At 72.6% G+C, this 18301-nt stretch carries 16 protein-coding genes and 1 pseudogene; 8 read left to right on the top strand and 9 right to left on the bottom strand.

The features are described from left to right. Nucleotides 1-24 precede the first annotated feature (24 nt). Nucleotides 25-795 carry an enoyl-CoA hydratase/isomerase family protein gene (locus tag P696_RS0109535; protein WP_026412177.1) on the top strand — a complete coding sequence of 257 codons (771 nt, stop codon included), beginning with the start codon at nt 25-27 and terminating at the stop codon, nt 793-795. 173 nt (nt 796-968) lie between these two features. Here P696_RS0109535 and P696_RS0109530 read toward each other — a convergent pair whose 3' ends face one another. Beyond that, complete coding sequence (locus tag P696_RS0109530) at nt 969-1829, bottom strand: hypothetical protein (RefSeq protein WP_026412176.1); 861 nt, start codon at nt 1827-1829, stop codon at nt 969-971. Nucleotides 1830-2029: 200 nt separating this feature from the next. Between P696_RS0109530 and P696_RS0109520 the strand changes: the two genes are divergently transcribed. Further along, on the top strand, nt 2030-2632 hold the full coding sequence (locus tag P696_RS0109520) for a DUF4232 domain-containing protein (RefSeq protein WP_170026384.1): 603 nt from the start codon (nt 2030-2032) through the stop codon (nt 2630-2632). A 27-nt stretch (nt 2633-2659) separates the two neighbouring features. On the opposite strand, the gene P696_RS0109515 is transcribed toward P696_RS0109520, so the two are convergent. Both P696_RS0109515 and P696_RS0109510 read right to left on the bottom strand, forming a co-directional pair. After that, nucleotides 2660-3304, bottom strand: coding sequence for a LuxR C-terminal-related transcriptional regulator (locus tag P696_RS0109515; RefSeq protein WP_026412174.1), 645 nt, complete (start codon nt 3302-3304; stop codon nt 2660-2662). An 11-nt stretch (nt 3305-3315) separates the two neighbouring features. Then, nucleotides 3316-4599, bottom strand: coding sequence for a sensor histidine kinase (locus P696_RS0109510; RefSeq protein ID WP_245627587.1), 1284 nt, complete (start codon nt 4597-4599; stop codon nt 3316-3318). Nucleotides 4600-4790: 191 nt separating this feature from the next. On the opposite strand from P696_RS0109510, the gene P696_RS0109505 reads away from it, so the two are divergent. Next, a complete protein-coding gene (locus P696_RS0109505) occupies nt 4791-7001 on the top strand; it encodes an MMPL family transporter (protein WP_026412172.1) in 2211 nt (736 codons plus the stop codon). An 80-nt stretch (nt 7002-7081) separates the two neighbouring features. Here P696_RS0109505 and P696_RS0109500 read toward each other — a convergent pair whose 3' ends face one another. Next, on the bottom strand, nt 7082-7927 hold the full coding sequence (locus tag P696_RS0109500; RefSeq protein ID WP_026412171.1) for a polysaccharide deacetylase family protein: 846 nt from the start codon (nt 7925-7927) through the stop codon (nt 7082-7084). A gap of 109 nt (nt 7928-8036) precedes the next feature. Between P696_RS0109500 and P696_RS0109495 the strand changes: the two genes are divergently transcribed. Next, entirely contained in the window at nt 8037-8789 is a 753-nt protein-coding gene (locus P696_RS0109495; protein WP_245627586.1) for an ABC transporter permease, read from the top strand. A 33-nt stretch (nt 8790-8822) separates the two neighbouring features. Here the strand turns inward: P696_RS0109495 and P696_RS0109490 are convergent, their stop codons facing one another. Genes P696_RS0109490 through P696_RS0109480 form a run of 3 tightly spaced genes read right to left on the bottom strand, consistent with a single transcriptional unit; the run spans nt 8823 to nt 10995 of the window. Beyond that, nucleotides 8823-9227, bottom strand: a complete 405-nt coding sequence (locus P696_RS0109490; protein ID WP_026412169.1) for a RidA family protein — start codon at nt 9225-9227, stop codon at nt 8823-8825. Continuing rightward, nucleotides 9224-10024 (bottom strand): IclR family transcriptional regulator, encoded by an 801-nt coding sequence (locus P696_RS44295; RefSeq protein ID WP_064743980.1) that lies wholly within the window; start codon nt 10022-10024, stop codon nt 9224-9226. Before P696_RS44295 ends, P696_RS0109490 begins: the two co-directional genes overlap by 4 nt. Next, complete coding sequence (locus P696_RS0109480; protein WP_064743978.1) at nt 10021-10995, bottom strand: sugar kinase; 975 nt, start codon at nt 10993-10995, stop codon at nt 10021-10023. The genes P696_RS44295 and P696_RS0109480 overlap by 4 nt, the downstream gene beginning before the upstream one ends. A 132-nt stretch (nt 10996-11127) precedes the next feature. Here P696_RS0109480 and P696_RS0109475 point away from each other — a divergent pair, with 132 nt between their 5' ends. From P696_RS0109475 to P696_RS0109465, 3 genes are read left to right on the top strand one after another with little or no spacing between them, the layout of a single operon-like run. After that, entirely contained in the window at nt 11128-12408 is a 1281-nt protein-coding gene (locus tag P696_RS0109475; RefSeq protein ID WP_211245677.1) for an alanine racemase, read from the top strand. 1 nt (nt 12409) lies between these two features. Beyond that, entirely contained in the window at nt 12410-14014 is a 1605-nt protein-coding gene (locus P696_RS0109470; protein WP_026412166.1) for an N-acyl-D-amino-acid deacylase family protein, read from the top strand. Between the two features lie 14 nt (nt 14015-14028). Then, nucleotides 14029-15441 (top strand): GntP family permease, encoded by a 1413-nt coding sequence (locus tag P696_RS0109465; protein WP_026412165.1) that lies wholly within the window; start codon nt 14029-14031, stop codon nt 15439-15441. A gap of 68 nt (nt 15442-15509) precedes the next feature. On the opposite strand, the pseudogene P696_RS58700 reads toward P696_RS0109465, so the two are convergent. Together P696_RS58700 and P696_RS0109455 are read right to left on the bottom strand one after the other, a co-directional pair. Continuing rightward, nucleotides 15510-16025, bottom strand: a pseudogene (locus tag P696_RS58700) (serine hydrolase domain-containing protein); the annotation flags it as partial. Between the two features lie 91 nt (nt 16026-16116). Further along, nucleotides 16117-16917: a VOC family protein gene (locus tag P696_RS0109455; protein WP_026412163.1), complete on the bottom strand. Its 801-nt coding sequence runs from the start codon at nt 16915-16917 to the stop codon at nt 16117-16119. 352 nt (nt 16918-17269) lie between these two features. Here P696_RS0109455 and P696_RS0109450 point away from each other — a divergent pair, with 352 nt between their 5' ends. Then, the gene (locus P696_RS0109450; protein WP_026412162.1) at nt 17270-18295 is read left to right on the top strand and encodes a hypothetical protein; all 1026 of its coding nucleotides are present in this window, start codon (nt 17270-17272) and stop codon (nt 18293-18295) included. The last annotated feature ends 6 nt before the right edge of the window (nt 18296-18301 follow it).

Raw genomic sequence — 18301 nt, 5'->3', positions numbered from 1 at the left:
CGCGGACGGGCGGAAGGGGTGCGCATGGGCGTTGAGGGACGGCTGACGAGCGCCGTCGCGGACGGCGTGGGCACGATCACGATCGACCGTCCCGCCAAGCGGAACGCGATGTCGGCGGACATGTGGCGCGAGCTGCCCCTGCTGCTGGACGGCCTGGCCGCCGACCCGTCCGTCCGGGCGGTCGTGCTGACCGGGGCGGGCGGCGACTTCTGCGCGGGCGCGGACATCTCGGAGCTCACCGACATCAACCGCCCGGACAAGGGCCACCTGTCGGTGCGGGCGGAGGAGGCGCTGGCGGCGTTCCCGAAGCCGACCGTGGCCGCGATCGAGGGCTTCTGCGTGGGCGGCGGATGCCAGCTCGCGGCGGCCTGCGACCTGCGGTTCGCCGCCGGGGACGCCCGGTTCGGGATCACCCCGGCCAAGCTCGGCATCGTCTACCCGGTCTCGGCGACCACGCGCCTGGTCCGGCTCGTCGGGGCGTCCGCGGCCAAGTACCTGCTCTACTCGGCCGACCTCGTGGACGCCGCGCACGCGCTGCGGATCGGGCTGCTGGACGAGGTCGTCCCGCCCGGCACGGTCCACGAGCGCGTCGCCGCCTTCACCGCCACGCTCACCACGCGCTCGCTGCTCACCCAGTGCGCGACCAAGGAGATCGTGGACGCGCTCGCCGCCGACCGCCCGGTCGACGACCTCGTCCAGTCGTGGCTCGACGAGGTGGCGAACGGCGCCGACGTCACCGAGGGCGTCGCCGCCTTCCTGGAACGCCGCCCACCCCACTTCACCTGGACGACCTGACCCGCCCTCCTTCAAGGGCGGCAGCGTCCGCCGCGTCCAGAAGGTGGTCGCGGCGGTCGCTTGCAGAGAGTGGTTGCGGTGGTCGCGTTCAAAGGCGGTCGCGGCGCAGAGGGCGGTCGCGTCCAGAAGGCGGTCGCGGTCGGCGCGTTCAGAGGGCGGTCGTAGCGGTCGCTTCAGAGGGCGGTTGTGGCGGTGGCGTCGCAGAGGCGGCCGGGTGGGAGGCGGCGCAGGCGCTGGGTCCACGCGGACGGGTCGGCGAGTGGATCGGTGCCGGCGACGCGCAGTTCGGCCAGTGGCAGCACGCCGCAGAGCAGGGCGTCCGCCGTCCGGACGAGCACCAGCGGCCCGACCTGCGCGCCGCCCGGCGACACGTCCCGGAGGGCCGCGAGCAGCCGCCGGGCCGCCGCGACGTCCCCGCCGTCCGCCGCCCGCTCCGGGTCGAGCGTCGAACCCGGGCCGGTCCCAGACGAGAGGGCCGCGCGCAGGACGCGGAGCAGGTCGATGAAGTCGCGTTCGAGCGCGCGCGGGCTGCGTCCGGACAGGTAGTGCCGGACGATCCCGTCGCGCTCGTCGGTCAGCTCGACGCGCATCCCGAACCGTGTGACGAACCGCTCGTACGCGGGCGCGAGGGCGGCGGAGTCGCCGGAGAGCGCGCCCGCGACGGTGTCCACCGGGTCCGCGCCGAGCGAGGCGGCGACGGCCTGGTCGAGCCGGGCGACCAGGTGGCGGCGCAGCGCGGCGACCTCGGGCGCGAGCGACTCGTCCACCCGGCGGGCCAGGGCGCGGACGGCGTCGTCCAGGTCGGCGGCCGTGCCGGTCGTGCGCAGCTGTTCGAGGGCGAGCGAGTCCAGGCGTTCGCCGTGGTCGGCGCGCAGCCGCGCGACCTCGTCCCCGGCGCGCCCGAGCGCGGCGACCCGGGCGCGGAGCTCGGCGATCTCGGGCTCGGCCGCGGTCCTGCGGCGCTCGAACGCCAGGTACAGCTCGCGCCCGGCGATGGCCAGGCAGAGCAGGGACAGGACCACCGTGATCGTCATGACGCGCTCCCACGGGCCGTGTTGCGGAGGACGGTAATCGACCGTCCGCGTCCTGAACACCCCGGACGCCGCGGGCCCTCGGGGGACGCGGGAGGCGGTTGTGGCGTGGGACGGCCCCTGGCAGGGTGTTCGGCATGAAGCCACATGGCGTGCGCCGCCGTCCTCGTTTCCGTACGAGCGTCACGCTGGCCGGGGGAGCCGTGGCTGTGGCCGTGGCCCTCGCCGGATGCGGTCACACCAAGGCGGGCAGCACGACGTCCGGGACGTCGAAGGTGACGAGTTCGCCGGAGGCTTCGCCCGGCGGAACGGGGACGCCGGGCGCGAAGGGCGGCCCCGGAACCGTCCCGCCCCACGTGAAGCCCGGGGCGCGGGGCGGAAGCGCCGCGCGGTGCACGTCCGCGCAGCTCGAGGCGGGCTGGCGGCGGCAGCCGGGAGGCAAGGGCGGAGAGGTCCTCGCGACGGTGATCCTCACCAACAGGTCGGCGAAGCCGTGCACGCTGGCCGCCGGGTGGGCGACCTTCGGCAAGGGCGCGTCCGGCCGCTTCGAGGAGCTGCGGACCACCCGCGCCGGGAAGCCCGACACGGGGACGATCACGCTGAAGCCGGGCACCTCGGCGTTCGAGGGCGTGCGGTACGAGGCGTCGAAGGGCTGCCCGTCCGTCGGCGGCTTCGGCGTCCGGGCGGGCGACGGCTGGAGCGGCGTGCGCGTGCCCGGTCAGCGCGGCCCGATCACGCTCTGCCCGGACTCCTTCACCGCCGGGACGATCCAGCTGGCCATGACCCCGGTGGACTTCCGCAAGTAGCCGCCCGCCCCGACGGCCGCCCGCGGGTCAGCTGTTGAGGTAGGCGAGGACGGCCAGGACGCGGCGGTTGTCGTCGTCGGAGACGGCGAGGTCGAGCTTGGCGAAGATGTTGGCGGTGTGCTTGGTGACGGCGCGCTCGGTGACGACGAGCTGCTGGGCGATCGCCGCGTTCGAGCGGCCCTGCGCCATCAGCTCCATCACCTCGCGCTCGCGCGGGGTGAGCCGGGCGAGCGGCGAGTCGTCCCGGCCGCGCGCGACGAGCCGGGCGACGACCTCCGGGTCCATCGCGGTGCCGCCCCCGGCGACGCGGCGGACGGCGTCGACGAACTGCCCGGCGTCGAACACCCGGTCCTTGAGGAGGTAGCCGATGCCGCCCGAGCCGTCCGCGAGGAGCTCGCGGGCGTAGAGCTGCTCGACGTACTGCGACAGCACCAGGACGGGCAGCCCCGGCACCTGGCGGCGGGCCTCCAGCGCGGCCTGCAGGCCCTCGTCGGTGAAGGTCGGCGGCAGGCGCACGTCGACCACCGCCACGTCCGGACGGTGGTCGAGGAGGGCCTTGAGCAGGGACGGCCCGTTGTCCACGGCCGCCGCGATCTCGAAGTCGTGGGCCTGGAGGAGGCTGACCAGCCCCTCGCGCAGCAGGGCCAGGTCCTCGGCGAGCACGACGCGCAACGGTGTCTCCGTCAGGAAGAGAGGAGCTCGCAGGGCAGCTCCAGGGTGACGATGGTCGGGCCGCCCGGGGGAGAGCTGAGGGCGAGCACCCCGTCGAATGTACCGATCCGCCGCTCGATTCCGCGAAGTCCGGTGCCTCCGTCGAGGGACGCGCCGCCCTGCCCGTCGTCGGTGACCGAGATCCGCAGCATTCCGGCCTCGTGCCGGACGTCCACCCAGACGCGCCGGGCGCCGGAGTGCTTGGCGACGTTGGTGAGGATCTCCGAGACCGCGAAGTAGGCGGCGGACTCGACCGGCGCGTCGGGACGTCCGGGCAGGTCGACGGCCACCTCGACGGGCAGCGGGTGGTCCAGCGCGAGCGCCTTGACCGCGTCGCCGACGCCCCGGTCGGCGAGCACCGGCGGGTGGATGCCGCGGACGAGGTCGCGCAGCTCGCGCAGGGCCTTGGCGGACGACTCGCGGGTCTCGGCGAGCAGGATCCGGGCGCGCTCGGGGTCCCGGTCCAGCAGGTGCTCGATCGCGCCGAGGCTCATGCCCATCGCGACCAGCCGGGCCTGCGCGCCGTCATGCAGGTCGCGCTCGATGCGGCGCAGCTCGCGGGCCGAGGCGTCGACGGCGTCCGCGCGGGTCTCGGAGAGGTGCTGGACGCGCAGCGCCAGCCGGGACTTCTCGGTCGGGCCGAGCAGCGACTGCGTCCAGCGGCCGTAGGCGTCCATCAGGCGCGGGCCGAAGTACAGCCCGGTCAGCGCGTACGCGGTGCCGAGCCCGGCGATCAGCCCGGCGTTGACGGGGTGGTCGGAGAAGCTGCCCTGGAGCGGGACGAAGGTGTACCACTCGTTCCCGCCGTGCTCCTTGATGATCCGGCCGACGAACGCCGCCAGGACCCAGCCGTAGACGCCGTACAGGAACAGCAGGAAGGACAGGGACGCGGTGAACGCCGCGACGATCGGGTCGAGCAGCAGGAACGCCATGTCACGCCAGGTCGCCGGGTCCTGGATGATCGCGCTGAACCGCTGCATCGGGCTGCCCTCGGGGACGGGCAGGTAGGGCCGGTCGACCCTGCGGCCCGTCCAGCCGGACACCAGGCCGCGGTGGGTGTCCAGCAGGCTGCGCAGCATCATCACCGCGGGCGGCACCAGGAAGATGCCGATCCCGGCTCCGACCAGCGAGAACGCGACCATCACCGCGACGGAGGCGAACAGCAGCGGGAACGACAGCAGCCACAGCCGCAGGCCGCGCCAGGGCACGGCCGTGTACCTGCCGATGCCACTCTTCAGAACAACGTCGCCGCTCACCGGATCCTCCATCGCCTCGTGCCTTCCGCTCTCTATTCTCCGGCGGTCGACCGCAGGGCACAGTGTGCTGGAATCCCCAACCGGGGGGTGTAGCTGACTACACCACAGGTGGGTTGTTAGCCGCATTCCCCGGCAAAGTGCCAGCTCATAGCGTTTGTGGTGTCACCCCCCACCTAAGCGCAGGGACCACCATGAAGAGGAACGTCGCGGAGCGGCTGGGCCACTGGAGCGCCCACCACCGCACCATCGCCATCGTCGGATGGCTCGCTTTCGTCGTGCTGGCCTCGGTGCTGGGCGGGATGTCCGGCACCGAGAAGCTGAAGAACTACGAGCAGGGCGTCGGGTCGTCGGCCCGCGCCGAGAAGATCCTCGCCGACGCCCGGGTCGAGGACCGGGACACCGAGATGGTGTTGCTGCACTCCGACGACAGTGGCGCGCTGACCAAGGCCGTCGCGGACGTCCGGGCCCGGGTGCAGGCGTCCGGGCAGATCACCGGGCTGAAGCCGACCCTCACCGGCAAGGACCCGCGTGACCGCCTGGTCGTGTTCGAGGTCGCGGGCGACCCGAAGAAGTCCGACGAGCACATCCAGCCGATCCTCGACGCGACGGAGGCCGCGAAGCGCGCCAACCCGGACGTGCAGATCGGGGAGTTCGGCGGTGCGAGCGCCGGGAAGTGGTTCGGCAACGCGATCGGCAAGGACTTCCAGCGCGCCGAGATCACCGCGCTGCCGCTCGCGCTCGGCATCCTGCTGGTCGCGTTCGGGGCCCTGCTCGCCGCGTTGCTGCCGGTCGTGCTGGCGTTCACCGCGTTCCTCGCCTCGCTCGGCCTGGTGGCCGCGATCAGCCACGTCGTGCACGTGGACGACTCGACCAACTCGGTGATGCTGCTCATGGGCCTCGCCGTCGGCGTCGACTACTGCCTCTTCTACCTGCAGCGCGAGCGGCAGGAGCGGTCGCTCGGCCGGGACCGCGAGACCGCGCTGCGGATCGCCGCCGCCACGTCCGGACGGTCCGTGCTGGTGTCCGGCCTGACCGTCATGGTGGCGATGGCCGGGATGTTCATCACCGGGATGGGCATCTTCGAGGGCTTCGCGCTCGGCACGATCCTGGTCGTCTGCGCCGCGATGCTCGGCTCGGTGACCGTCCTGCCCGCGCTGCTGTCCCTGCTCGGCGACAAGATCGAGTTCGGCCGCGTCCCCTTCCTCAACCGGTCCCGGCGGCGCGGCAGGCGCGGCGAGCGCGGCCACCGCGGCCAGAGTGCCGCCGGTGGCGGTCGGGTCGTCGGCGCGATGCTGCGTCCCGTCCTCGCCAAGCCCGGCATCGCCGCCGTCCTCGCGACCGCCGTCCTGCTCGTCCTGGCCGCGCCCGCGCTCGGGCTGAAGACGCAGAAGCTCGACCTGAACCAGCAGATGCCGCAGGACGAGCCGATCGTGCAGACCTACACGGCCATCAACAAGGCGTTCCCCGGCAGCCCCGGTCCGGCGGTCGTGGTCGTCAAGGCCGACGACGTCAACGCCGCGCCGGTGAAGGCGGCGATCGCGTCCCTGAGGAAGGAGGCGCTCGCGACCGGTGAGATGAACAACCCGATCACCGTCCGGACGCACGGCGCGAACGTCGCGCAGATCGAGGTCCCGCTCGCCGGGGACGGAACCGACAAGACCTCCCAGCACGCTCTGAAGACGCTGCGCGAGCAGGTCGTCCCGCAGACGGTCGGAAAGGTCGGCCAGGCCGAGATCAGCGGGCGCCTGGCGTTCTCCGACGACTTCAACGGACGGCTCAACGGCAGCATCCTGCCGGTGTTCCTGTTCGTCATGGGCGTGACGTTCCTGCTGATGCTGGTGTTCTTCCGCTCGCCGGTGATCGCCGCGACCGCGATCGTGCTGAACCTGCTGTCGGTCGGCGCGGCCTACGGCGTCATGGTGGCGGTCTTCCAGCACGGCTGGGGCGCCTCGCTGGTCGCCACGCAGCCGGTCGGCGCGCTGGAGTCCTGGATCCCGCTGTTCGTCTTCGTCGTCCTGTTCGGCCTGTCGATGGACTACCACGTGTTCGTGGTCTCCCGGGTCCGCGAGGCGCACGACCAGGGCCTGCCCACCACCCGCGCGGTCTCGGACGGCGTCCGCGCCACCGCGGGCGTCGTGACCAGCGCCGCCATCATCATGATCGCCACGTTCGGGATCTTCGGGACGCTGTCCATGCAGGACTTCAAGCAGCTCGGCGTGGGCCTGTCGGTCGCCGTCCTGATCGACGCGACGATCGTCCGCGTGATCCTGCTGCCCGCCGTCATGGCGCTGCTCGGCCGCGCCAACTGGTGGGTGCCGCGCTGGCTCGGCTGGCTCCCGCAGGTCTCGCACGGCGAGCCGGAGACCCCGGCGCGGCCCGCGCCCCCGGTCCTGACCCGCTGACCCTTCGGAAGTGCGAAGCCCCCGCGCCACGGTTCCGTGGCGCGGGGGCTTCGTTTCTCCGCGTCAGAGTGTGACGAGGTTCAGAGTGTGACGAAGTTCAGGCCGCGCTTCTTCAGCTTGGGGATGACGGCGCGGAGCGCGGCGACCGTCTGCGAGCGGTCGCCGCCGCCGTCGTGGCAGAGCAGGACGTTGCCCGCCTTGGCCGACAGCATCGTCCTGCGGATGTGGCCGACGCCCGGACGCGACCAGTCGGTCGGGTCGACGGCCCAGTCGACCGGCAGCATGCCGTGCTCGGCGATGAGCTCCAGGCTCGCCTTGGACCACGCGCCGCCGGGCGCGCGGAACAGGGTGGGGACGACGCCCGTGACGTCCGCGACGCGGTGGAACGGCTCGATGACCTCCTTGCGGAGGCGCTTGCCGTGGACGTGGTCGAACGGGATCGGGTGCGTCTGGGTGTGGTTGCAGATCTGGTGCCCGGCCTCGACGACCCGGCGGGTCAGCTTCGGGAACTCCACGATCTGCTCGCCGATCTGGAAGAACGTCGCGTGCACCTTGAACTCGGCGAGCACGTCGAGGACCTGCGGCGTCCACGTCGGGTGCGGGCCGTCGTCGATGGTCAGCGCGATCGAGTTCGGCGGCGCGGGCGGGCTGACGTCCTTGAAGAGGTCCCGGATGGGGGCCTTGACGAGGGTCAGGCGCTGCTGCGACCAGGACGCCGGACGCGGCGTGGGCACCGGTTTCGGCTTCGGGGTCGGCGTAGGCTTCAGCTGCTGTGCCGGATGCCCGGCGTTCGCCGACTGCTGTGCGCGCGCGGCGTGCGCCTGACCGTGCAGCGCGTCGTCGGCCCCTAGTACGGCGAGCCCGGCGACGCCCAGCAGTGTGAGCGCGGTTCGCCTGGTCGGTCCGCTCGTCCCCGTATCCGCCACATGTCCACGTTAGCGGGGTCTCTGGACCGCGAGGTGCCGGAATAAGGTCACAATACGTTGAAATGAAATCCCAAGCCGCTCCATGACCGGAACGCCCTCAGTCGGGCCCTTGCTCGCGCTGGTCCTCGGCGCGCTCACCGTCGTCGCCGTCGCGCTCGTCCGGATGGGCGGGCTCGGCCTCTCTCGCGACGTCGCGACCGCCGCGATCCGCGCGGTCGTTCAGCTCTCGGCCGTGTCGCTCCTCATCGCGGGTGTGCTGCGCAGCGGGGCGCTGACCGGGTGTTTCATCGCCGCGATGGTGACCGTCGCGGCCTTCACGGCGGCACGCCGCGTTCGCGGACGCGGCGTGAGCACGCTTCGGGAGGCGGCGCGGTCGGCGGGGTGGACGGCGTTCGCCATCGTGTCCGGTGTCGTCCCCGCGCTGGTGACGCTGCTGGCGACCGGGCTCGTTCCGGCGCGTCCGATCGCCGTGCTGCCGATCGCGGGAATCCTGGTCGGCGGCGCGATGACGGCGACCGCGCTCACCGGACGCCGCGCCCTGGACGACCTGTGGCAGCGGCGCGGCGAGTACGAGGGCGGCCTCGCGCTCGGGCTGCTCCGGCGGGACGCGGCGCTGGAGGTGTGCCGTCCGGCGGCGGCGCTGGCGCTCGTCCCGGCGATCGACCAGACCCGGACGGTCGGCCTGGTGACGCTGCCGGGCGCGTTCGTCGGCGTCCTGCTGGGCGGCGCGGACCCGGTCCAGGCGGGCGCCGCCCAGCTGCTCGTGCTCATCGCGCTGCTGGCCGTCGAGTCCGCGTCCGCCCTGCTCACCCTGGAGCTGGTCGCCCGCGGACACTTCGGCGAGGGGCGCATGCCCGGTTAGGCCGGGGAGGGCGCGACGGTGAAGGGCGCGTGCTCAGAGCACGACGGCGAGGGCGTCGATCTCGACGAGCATGTCGGGCAGCGGGAGCTCGACGAAGACGGTCGTGCGGCAGGGCAGCGGGACGTCGGCCGAGTACTTCGCGACGAACTCGGCGTACGCCTCGTTCATCGCGGCGAAGTGGTCGCGGGTGGTGAGGTAGACGCGGAACATCATGACGTCCCCGACGGACGCGCCGCCCGCCTCCAGGATCGCGCGGATGTTCTCCAGGGTGCGGGTGGTCTGCGCCTTCACGTCCCCCACGTGCACGAACTCCCCGGTCCGCGGGTCCTGCGAGCCCTGCCCGGAGACCTGGAGCATCGGCCCCTTGCGGACGCCCTGCGAGAACACCGGCATGGGCGTGGGAGCGCCGTCGGTGCGGACCTCGATCTTGGCGGTCATACGTTCTGGGTTCCCTTCGTTTCGGAGCGATTCGCTACTTCGGGGCGGGTTTCCGGACGGTGGCCGAAGTCGGCGGAGATGGCCCGGGTCGCCTCGAGCAGGTCCGGCAGCAGGTCGGTGACGCGCTCGGGCGCGACGGGCGCGAGGTCGGGGACCGAGATGGACGCCGCCGCGACGACGCGTCCGGACGCGTCCCGGACCGGGGCCGCGACGCAGTGGATGAACGTCTCGTGCTCGGCGTCGTCCACGGCGTGGCCGCGCGCGGCGACCCGGTCGAGTTCGGCGAGCAGCGCGTCCGGGCCGGTCAGGGTGTTGGGCGTGAACGGGGTGTACTCGATGGCGGCGGCGACCGCGCGGCGGCGCGTTTCGGGCAGGTCGGCGAGCAGGACCTTCGCGATCGCGGTGGCGTGCAGCGGCATCGGCAGGCCGACCCGCGAGTACATCCGGACGGCGTGCCGCGAGTCGTACTTGTCCAGGTAGACGACCTCGCCGCCCTCGTACACGCCGAGGTGGACGGTCTGCCCGGTGCGGTCGTTCAGCCGCGCCAGGTGCGGGGCCGCGACGCGCCGGACGCCGCGCTGGTCGAGCGCCGCCGCCGACAGCTCGAACAGCCTGGAGCCGAGGTGGAAGCGGTGGTCGTCGTCGCGGTGCACGAACCGGTCGTCCTCCAGGACGCGCAGCAGCCGCAGCACGGTCGTCTTGTGGACGCCGAGTTCGGCCGCGAGGTCGTCCAGGGAGCGCGGGCCGTCCGCGAGGCCGCGCAGCAGCGCGAGGCCGCGGGCGAGGCTCTGACTCATGGGGTCCCCCGAGTGATGGTGGTGGCCGCCCACTCCGCCGGGGTCGCGGTGAGCAGCGCGGCGATCCGGTCGGGCGGGGGCGGCGGTCCGTGGTCGCCGGGCACGACCAGCGCGCCCGCGGCGGCCAGGTGGCCGAGCCGCAGCCGTCCGCGCGGATCGAGCCCGCGCAGCGTACCGGCCAGGAACCCGGCCGCGAAGGCGTCCCCGGCCCCGACCGGCTCCACCACCTCCACCCGCAACGCCCGTTCCGTGACCGGCGCTTCGCGGGTGATGGCGGTGGCCTGGTGACGGCCGTCCTTGAGGACGATCGTGTCCGGGCCGGGGAGGAGGACGCGGAGCTTCGCGGGGTCGGCGGTGCCGAGGACGGCCTCGGCCTCGTCCGCGCCGAGCAGGACGATGTCGGCCGCGTTCAGGAGCGGACGCAGCGTCGCGGCGGGGTCGGTGTGCGGCGGCCAGAGCGCGGGCCGGAAATTCAGGTCGAAGCTGGTCAGACGGCCCGGGACGCGTCGTCGCAGCAGTGCGGCGACGAGCGCGTGCGCGCCGCCCGAGAGCGCGGGCGTGATGCCCGACAGATGGACGAGCGGCGCGTCGCGCAACACCGGGACGTCCAGGAGCCCAGGCGAGAGCGCGGACCCTGCCGAGCCTTCGCGGTAGTAGTGCAGGACGCTGCCGGACGGCCCGGTCTCCTTGACGTACAGGCCGGTCGGACGGCGCGGGTCGATCTCGACGGCGGACGTGTCCACACCGGACGCGGTCAGTTCGGCGAGGACGCGACGTCCGAAACCGTCGTCTCCGACGCGTCCGACCCAGGCGGACGGGACGCCGAGCGCCGCCAGCCCGCGCGCCACGTTCGCCTCCGCGCCGCCGATCGCGTGCCGGAAGGTCTCGACGTGTTCCAGCGGTCCGGGACGGTCCGGCAGGAGCGCGGCCATGGTCTCGCCCACACACGCCACCGGCGACTGCCGCTTCATGTTTCCGCTGCTCCCGGATGTCGACGGTTCGGCGATCAGCGTTGACCCGCTCGTGATCGCGATGCTACAACCGGCAGAACGCATAGTGCAATGCACGTTGCAAGTAGCGCAACAGTAAAGGTGGGAGCGGAGATGATCGACGGCGACGCGGTGGCGGCCCTGCGAGACGAACGGCTCGACTGGCGGTTCCAGGCCGTCCCGGCGATCGCGCACGGACGGACCGTGGCCGAGTACCTGGCGACCGGGCCCGTCCTCGGCGACCTCGGTACGCCGCTGCTGACGCTCGACGCCGCCGCGCTCGGCCACAACCTCGCGCTGATGGCCGGATACGCCGACAAGGCGGGCGTCGAACTGGCCCCGCACGGCAAGACGACGATGGCTCCGCAGCTCTGGAAGGCGCAGCTCGACGCCGGGGCCTGGGGCATCACGCTCGCGAACCTCCCGCAACTGCGTGTCGCGCGCGCGTTCGGCGTGAAGCGGTTGCTGCTGGCGAACGCGCTCATCGACCCGGCCGGGCTCGCCTGGATCGCCGCCGAACTCGACCGCGACCCGGAGTTCGAGTTCCTGTCGTGGGCCGACTCGGTGCGGACGGTCGAGCTGATGGACGCCGCGCTGCGCGACGCCGGAGCGTCCCGTCCGGTGGACGTCTGCGTCGAGCTCGGCGGACCCGGCGGACGAACCGGCGCGCGCACGCTCGGCGAGGCGGAGGCCGTCGCCGCGGCGATCCGGTCCGCGCCGACACTGCGGCTCGTGGGCGTCGGCGGGTACGAGGGCGTGCTCGCGCACGACGCGTCCGACACCGCGCTGTCCGCCGTGGACGACTACCTGCGCCGCTTCGCCGAACTCTTCGGACGCCTGCCCTTCGAGGTGGACGCGCCGATCGCGACGGCGGGCGGCAGCGCCTACTTCGACCAGGTCGTGGACGTGCTGGGCGGCCTGCCGTCCGCGCGCGTGATCCTCCGCTCCGGCGCGTACCTGATCCACGACGACGTCTTCTACCGGGGCATCTCGCCGTTCGCGCGCGCCGAGAGCGCCGAGGGCGCCGAGAGCGAGCGGGTCGGGGGCGAGCGGTTCCGCTCGGCGATGCACGGCTGGGGACGCGTCGTCTCCCGGCCCGAACGCCACCTCGCGCTCGTCGACGCGGGCAAGCGCGACGTGCCGTTCGACGAGGGCATGCCGGTGCCCCAGCTCGTCCGGGGACGCGGTGCCGCCCCCGTCGCGAACGCGCACGTCAGCGCCCTCGCCGACCAGCACGCGTTCCTCCGCGACGCGGACGTCGAGGTCGGCGACGTCGTCCGGCTCGGGCTGTCGCACCCGTGCACGGCGATGGACAAATGGCAGCTCATCCCGGTCATCTCGTCCGCCGACGACGAGGACCCGGCCGTGGTCGACTTCGTCCGGACCTGGTTCTGACGTGTCCTCCCTGCTCTTCCGGGACGCGACGGTCGTCGACGGCACCGGAGCCGCGGCGTACCGCGCGAACGTCCGCGTGGCCGAAGGGCGCATCGCCGAAATCACCACGAAGCCGTCGTCCGCGTCGCACGTCGTCGACGCGGACGGGCTCGTCCTCGCGCCCGGCTTCATCGACATGCACGCCCACTCCGACCTCGCGCTGCTCGCCGCGCCGGGCCACCTCGCGAAGGTGGCCCAGGGAGTGACCTGCGAGGTCATCGGCCAGGACGGCCTGTCCTACGCGCCGGTCTCGGACGCGACGCTGGCGTCCGTCCGGCAGACCATCGCGGGCTGGAACGGCGACCCGGACGGCTTCGACTGGGACTGGCGCACGGTCGGCGAGTACCTCGACCGGCTGGACGACGGCATCGCCGTGAACGCCGCCTACCTCGTCCCGCAGGGCAGCGTCCGGATGCTCGCCATGGGCTGGGACGCGCGCGAGCCGACCCGCGCCGAACTCGACCGGCAGCGCGACCTCGTCGCGACCGGGATGCGCGAGGGCGCGGTCGGCATGTCCAGCGGCCTGACCTACGTGCCCGGGATGTACGCCTCCGACGCCGAACTCGTCGCGTTGTGCCAGGTCGTCGCGGGCCTCGGTGGTTACTACTCGCCGCACCACCGCTCGTACGGCGCGGGCGCGCTGGACGCGTACGCCGCAATGGTCGAGGTGTCGCGGCGCTCCGGCTGCCCGCTGCACCTCGCCCACGCCACGATGAACTTCGCCGTGAACGAGGGCCGCGCGGGGGAACTGCTCGCCCTGCTGGACCAGGCCCTCGCGGACGGCTGCGACATCACCCTCGACACCTATCCCTACCTGCCCGGATCCACCACGCTCGCCGCCCTGCTCCCCAGCCGCGCGGCCGAGGGCGGGCCCGCCGCCGCCCTCGCCCGCCTGGCCGACCCCGCGTCCGCGTCCGCGATCCGGCGGGTCATGGAAGTGGACGGATCGGACGGCTGTCACGGCGTCCCCGTCGAGTGGGACACCGTCGAGATCTCCGGATCACGCGTCCCCGGCACGGTCGGACGCACCGTCGCCGCCCTCGCCGCGTCCTCCGGACGGCCGCCGTTCGAGGTGTTCCGCGAACTCCTGGCCGCCGACGACCTCGGCACGACGATCCTGCAGCACGTCGGGCACGAGGAGAACGTCCGCGCGATCATGCGGCACCCCGCGCACACCGGCGGCAGCGACGGCCTCCTCCCGCTGACCCCCGGCGCGAAACCGCACCCCCGCGCGTACGGCACGTTCCCCCGGTACCTCGCCCGCTACGTCCGTGACCTGGGCGTCCTCACCCTGGAGGAGTGCGTCGCGCACCTGACCGGACGTCCCGCGCGACGGCTCCGGCTGCGCGGGCGTGGCCTCGTCCGTGCCGGGTACCACGCCGACCTCGTCCTGTTCGATCCCGCCACCGTGCGGGACACCGCCACCTTCGAGGCACCCCGGACCGTCCCCGAAGGCATCACGCACGTGCTGGTCAACGGCGTCCCCGTCCTCGCGGGCGGCCGCCCGACCGGCGCACTCCCCGGCCACGCCCTGCGACGCGGACGGGACACCACGCCCACCCCCTGAGAGGCACACCCCCCATGGTCCACTGGCTCCGTCACGAGACGGGCGGCCTGCTCCTGCTGTGCGCGCTGGCCATCGCCCTGCTGCTCGTGCTCATCATCAAGGTCAGACTCGAACCGTTCATCTCCCTGCTGGTGTCCGGCCTCGCCCTCGCGCTCGCCGCCGGACTCCCCGTCTCCCAGATCGTCGGGACGCCGCTCAGCTCCAAGACCTCCCTCCTGGAGACCGGCTTCGGCGGCATCCTCGGTCACATCGCCCCGATCATCGGCCTGGGGACGATCCTCGGCGCGATCCTGGAGGCGTCCGGCGGAGCCGACGTCCTCACCCGGAAACTCCTGAGCGTCTTCGGCGAGAAACGCGCCCCGCTCGTCATGGGCCTGGTCGGCCTCATCTTCGGCGTGCCGGTCTTCTTCGACATCGGCATCTTCGTGCTGGCGCCGCTCGTCTACATCACCGCCCGGCGCGGCGCGCGTTCGCTCGTCCTGTACGCGATGCCGATGCTGGCGGGCCTGTCGATGACGCACGCGTTCCTGCCGCCGCACCCGGGCCCGGTCGCCGCGTCCGGACTGCTGGGCGTGTCCCTCGGCTGGCTGATCATCATGGGCCTGACCTGCGGAATCCCCGCGTTCCTCGTCGCGGGCGTCGCTTGGGGGACGTGGATCGGCAAGCGCGTCATGGCGACCGTCCCCGAGGACTACACGGTCGGCGAGGAGGCCCGGGAGGAGGACCGCGAGGACGGTGAGGAGGACGGGCGGCGGCCCGAGCCGTCGCTGGCCCTGGTCGCCCTGATCATCATCGTCCCGCTCGTCCTGATCCTGCTCGCGACCTTCGGCGACGTCTGGTGGAAGGGCAGCGGGATCCTCCCCCTGCTCACCTTCCTCGGCACCCCCGCCGTGGCCCTGACCATCGCCGTCCTCCTGGCCAGCCACCTGCTGGGCGTCCGGCGCGGCATCCCGGCCAAGGAGCTCTCCGACCTGGCCACCCGCTCCCTCCGCCCGGTCGGCATGATCCTCCTGGTGGTCGGCGGCGGCGCGTTCTTCGGCGCGGTCATCTCGGCCACCGGCGTGGGCAAGGCCCTGGCGTCCACGATGTCGGACGCCGGGCTCCCCATCATCGTCCTCGCCTACCTGATCAGCTGCGGGCTGCGCCTGGCCCAGGGCTCCGCGACGGTCGCCATCGTCACCACCGGCGGCATCGTCGGCCCCCTCCTGCACGGCGAGCACCACTCCCAGGCCCACCTGGCCCTGATCGCCGTCGCCATCTCCGCGGGCTCGATCATCGCCTCGCACGTCAACGACGGCGGCTTCTGGATCGTGTCGCGCTACTTCAACCTCTCCGTCCGCGACACCCTCAGGACCTGGACCGTCCTCGAAACCATCCTGTCCGTCGTCGGCTTCGCCATGGCCGCCACCCTCAGCACCTTCATCTGACCCCCACCCCCGACGACGCGGCGAGCCCCCGCTCCGCCGCGTCGTCGCACGTCAGGGACGCTACCGGGTCAGGTGCGCGGTGTCTGGGCGCCGGACGGTGAGCAGATGGCGTGGTCGATGAGCCGTTGCCTGGGCTCGCCCGTCGCGGACGACTGGCTGTCTGTGGACTCCGAGGTGATGACGCTGGTGCGGCCGTCGGCGGTGACGGCGTTACCAGTGATGAATCCGGGTGTCCCGCCCGTATGGGACCACACGGTGCCGCAGCTCAGACGCATGCTCGCCATCTCCTTCTCGACGTCGTGGGGATGGTCGTACAACCCGCTGGTGTGTTGCAGGAGATTCCTGATGGTGATCTTGTTGCCCTCGTTTCCGTTGCCCTGCACCAGGCCCGGCAGCCACCGCTCGACGGAGTCCTTCAGGGAAAGGCGCCCCTCCGCCTCCAGCTGCAGGACCACCGCCGCCGCGAAGGTCTTGGTGTTGCTGCCGATCCGGAAGTAGCCGTTGAGCGGGACCTTGGCGTCCCGTCCGAGAACCGCGGTCCCGCTTCGCGCGGCATACTCCTTCCGCGGTGTCACCACCCGCGCCTGGACGCCATTCGGGTCTCCCCCACCACGGCTCCGAAAAGGGCACCCGTGTGGTCGAAAAACGGGTCCATCTTATTCGTCGGCGTGCGCGCTACGTCGGGAACTCGCCTTTGGCGGCGGACGGGTCGATGATGCCGAACGCCTCGCCCTGTGGGGCGGTGACGACCGCCATCCGGCCGACGGGTGAATCCGTCGGTGGCATGAGGGTCGTCCCGCCGAGCTCGTTCACCCGCGCGGCTCCGGTGTCGACGTCGTCGAACTGGAACCAGGTCAGCCAGTGGCTGGGCATCGGGTCGCCGGGCATCAGGGTGTCGTCGTTCATGCCGCCCACGGACTCGCCGCCCCCGGGCGGGGTGAACGTCGCGTACCTCATGGTCGTCCCGTCGCCGACGTCGGTGTAGGTGAAGCCGAAGACGTCGGCGTAGAACTTCTTGGCGGCCTCGAGCTGCCGGGTGTGCAGCTCGTTCCAGCAGTAGGAGCCGTGCTCGTTGTACACCCCGGCGCCCTTGTGCGCGCGGGCCTGCCAGATGCCGAACACCCCGCCGGTGACGTCCGCGGCGACGGTCATCCGCCCGACGTCGAGCACGTCGAACGGGGGCATCACCACCTGCCCCTCGGCCGCGGTCACCTTCCTGGCGATCGCGTCGACGTCATCGGCGGCGAAGTAGGTCGTCCACACCGAGAGCATCCCCGGCTGCGGCTTCGGCCCGATCCCCGCGGCGGCCTGGCCGTCCTTCATCCCCATGAGGTACCCGCCGGACGCCTCTTCGCCGCCCGTGATCTCCCAGCCGAACAGCGCGGCGTAGAACCCGCTGGCCGCGACCGGGTCGTCCACCTGGCAGTCCACCCAGCACGGGGTCCCCTGCGGCCAGGGATCGTTGCGTACAGGCATCGCTTTCTCCGTTCTGTGCATCCGGTCACCCGGCCATCGGCCGCCCCTCGGGCGACGACCACATCACATGAAGTGATCGTATCGTTACCAAAAGTGAACTTGCGAGATGCACCCCCCCGAACCGGAGAACGGGCCCCTGCGGGTGGACCCACGACAGGGGTGGTCGGGGTGGCTCCTTCACCCGGCACGTGATCGCCGCGGACGATCACGTGGACCGGATCCGGCGGTTCCACACGGCGGAGCAGGCCGCAGGTGTCCGCTCTTGGCCTGAGCCTTGGTCGTCGACAAGCTCCCGCGAGCTGCCGAGGCGCGGTACCAAGGGTTGAGAAGCCTTCGCGGGGAGGAGCGGGACATGGTGGCGATGGAGCTCGCGGTCGCCCTGACCGCGATCGGTGTCAAGGCGGTCGTCACGGACTGGATCCGGGGCGGGGCCTGGAGCAGGGCGGACTGGGCGCTGGTCGCCACCCAGGTGGTGGACGCCGTCGTCGCGGCCCCGGCCCGGTCCGACCTCGCGCTCCAGCGGGTGGAGCGCGGGGTCCAGCGGGTGGAGCGGCGGCTGGACGTCCTCGGACGGAAGATCGACGCGCTGCCGGCGCGCGACCAGGCACGGCGGTTCGACGTGCACATGGCGGCGGGACGCCGGTACATGCGGGACCTGCCCGATGAGTGGCGCGACGACCCGGACCGGTACCGGCTCGTCGAGCACGCGCAGCACGAGTTCGTGCGGGCCTTCGCGATCGCGGAGACCCTGGGGGATCCGTCGTTGCAGGCGCTGGCGGAGGTCGCGATCGCGGGCAGCTGGCTCTGGGTGCCGTCCCTTCAGGACGTGCAGAAGGCCGTCGGGGCCGCCAGGTCGGTCCTGGAGCAGGAGCTGCTCTTCGGCGCCACGCGGCCCCTGGACGACTACGCGAACGTCATCAGGCTCTGCAAGGTCTACGGGGAGCGTCCGAAGAACACGCGCGTCCCCGGGCCGCCGACGCCCGGCGCACGGCTGGCCGTGCAGGCGAAGTACAACAGATGGGTCGGGTGCGGCGACCTCGAAGTCCTCGTCGCCCGTCCGAAGCCGGTCGACGCTCGAAGGCCGATCTCGGGGGCGCGGGCCCCCGACGGAGGATGGATGCTGGTGCCCGCTTCCCCCACCGGCGCGACACCAACGCCTTCCGTGAACGTCACGGTTCGCAACCGGCGCGCCGAATGGGTCTCGGTGTCCATGACGGCGGCGGCCGTCCTCGTCCAGCTCCCCCTGCGGAACGAGCTGCCGGACACGAACAGGATCCCGCCGGGAGGCACGGCCGCCCTCACCTTGGACGCACCGGTTCAGCCGCCCCCGGCCACGGGCCCGACGCCCACGATCGGATTCGTCCTCCCCCAGTCCTGAAGCCTC

Source organism: Actinomadura oligospora ATCC 43269, from assembly GCF_000518265.1.
Lineage (GTDB): Bacteria > Actinomycetota > Actinomycetes > Streptosporangiales > Streptosporangiaceae > Spirillospora > Spirillospora oligospora.
This window is presented reverse-complemented; position numbering and strand designations above follow the sequence as displayed.

Bases quoted from the DNA above. Each gene is read 5' to 3' on its own strand.
- P696_RS0109480 (WP_064743978.1), bottom strand. From the start codon at position 10,995: ATGAAGCGGCAGTCGCCGGTGGCGTGTGTGGGCGAGACCATGGCCGCG.
- P696_RS0109535 (WP_026412177.1), top strand. From the start codon at position 25: ATGGGCGTTGAGGGACGGCTGACGAGCGCCGTCGCGGACGGCGTGGGC.
- P696_RS0109505 (WP_026412172.1), top strand. From the start codon at position 4,791: ATGAAGAGGAACGTCGCGGAGCGGCTGGGCCACTGGAGCGCCCACCAC.
- P696_RS0109450 (WP_026412162.1), top strand. From the start codon at position 17,270: ATGGTGGCGATGGAGCTCGCGGTCGCCCTGACCGCGATCGGTGTCAAG.
- P696_RS0109465 (WP_026412165.1), top strand. From the start codon at position 14,029: ATGGTCCACTGGCTCCGTCACGAGACGGGCGGCCTGCTCCTGCTGTGC.
- P696_RS0109455 (WP_026412163.1), bottom strand. From the start codon at position 16,917: ATGCCTGTACGCAACGATCCCTGGCCGCAGGGGACCCCGTGCTGGGTG.
- P696_RS0109530 (WP_026412176.1), bottom strand. From the start codon at position 1,829: ATGACGATCACGGTGGTCCTGTCCCTGCTCTGCCTGGCCATCGCCGGG.
- P696_RS44295 (WP_064743980.1), bottom strand. From the start codon at position 10,024: ATGAGTCAGAGCCTCGCCCGCGGCCTCGCGCTGCTGCGCGGCCTCGCG.
- P696_RS0109475 (WP_211245677.1), top strand. From the start codon at position 11,128: ATGATCGACGGCGACGCGGTGGCGGCCCTGCGAGACGAACGGCTCGAC.
- P696_RS0109490 (WP_026412169.1), bottom strand. From the start codon at position 9,227: ATGACCGCCAAGATCGAGGTCCGCACCGACGGCGCTCCCACGCCCATG.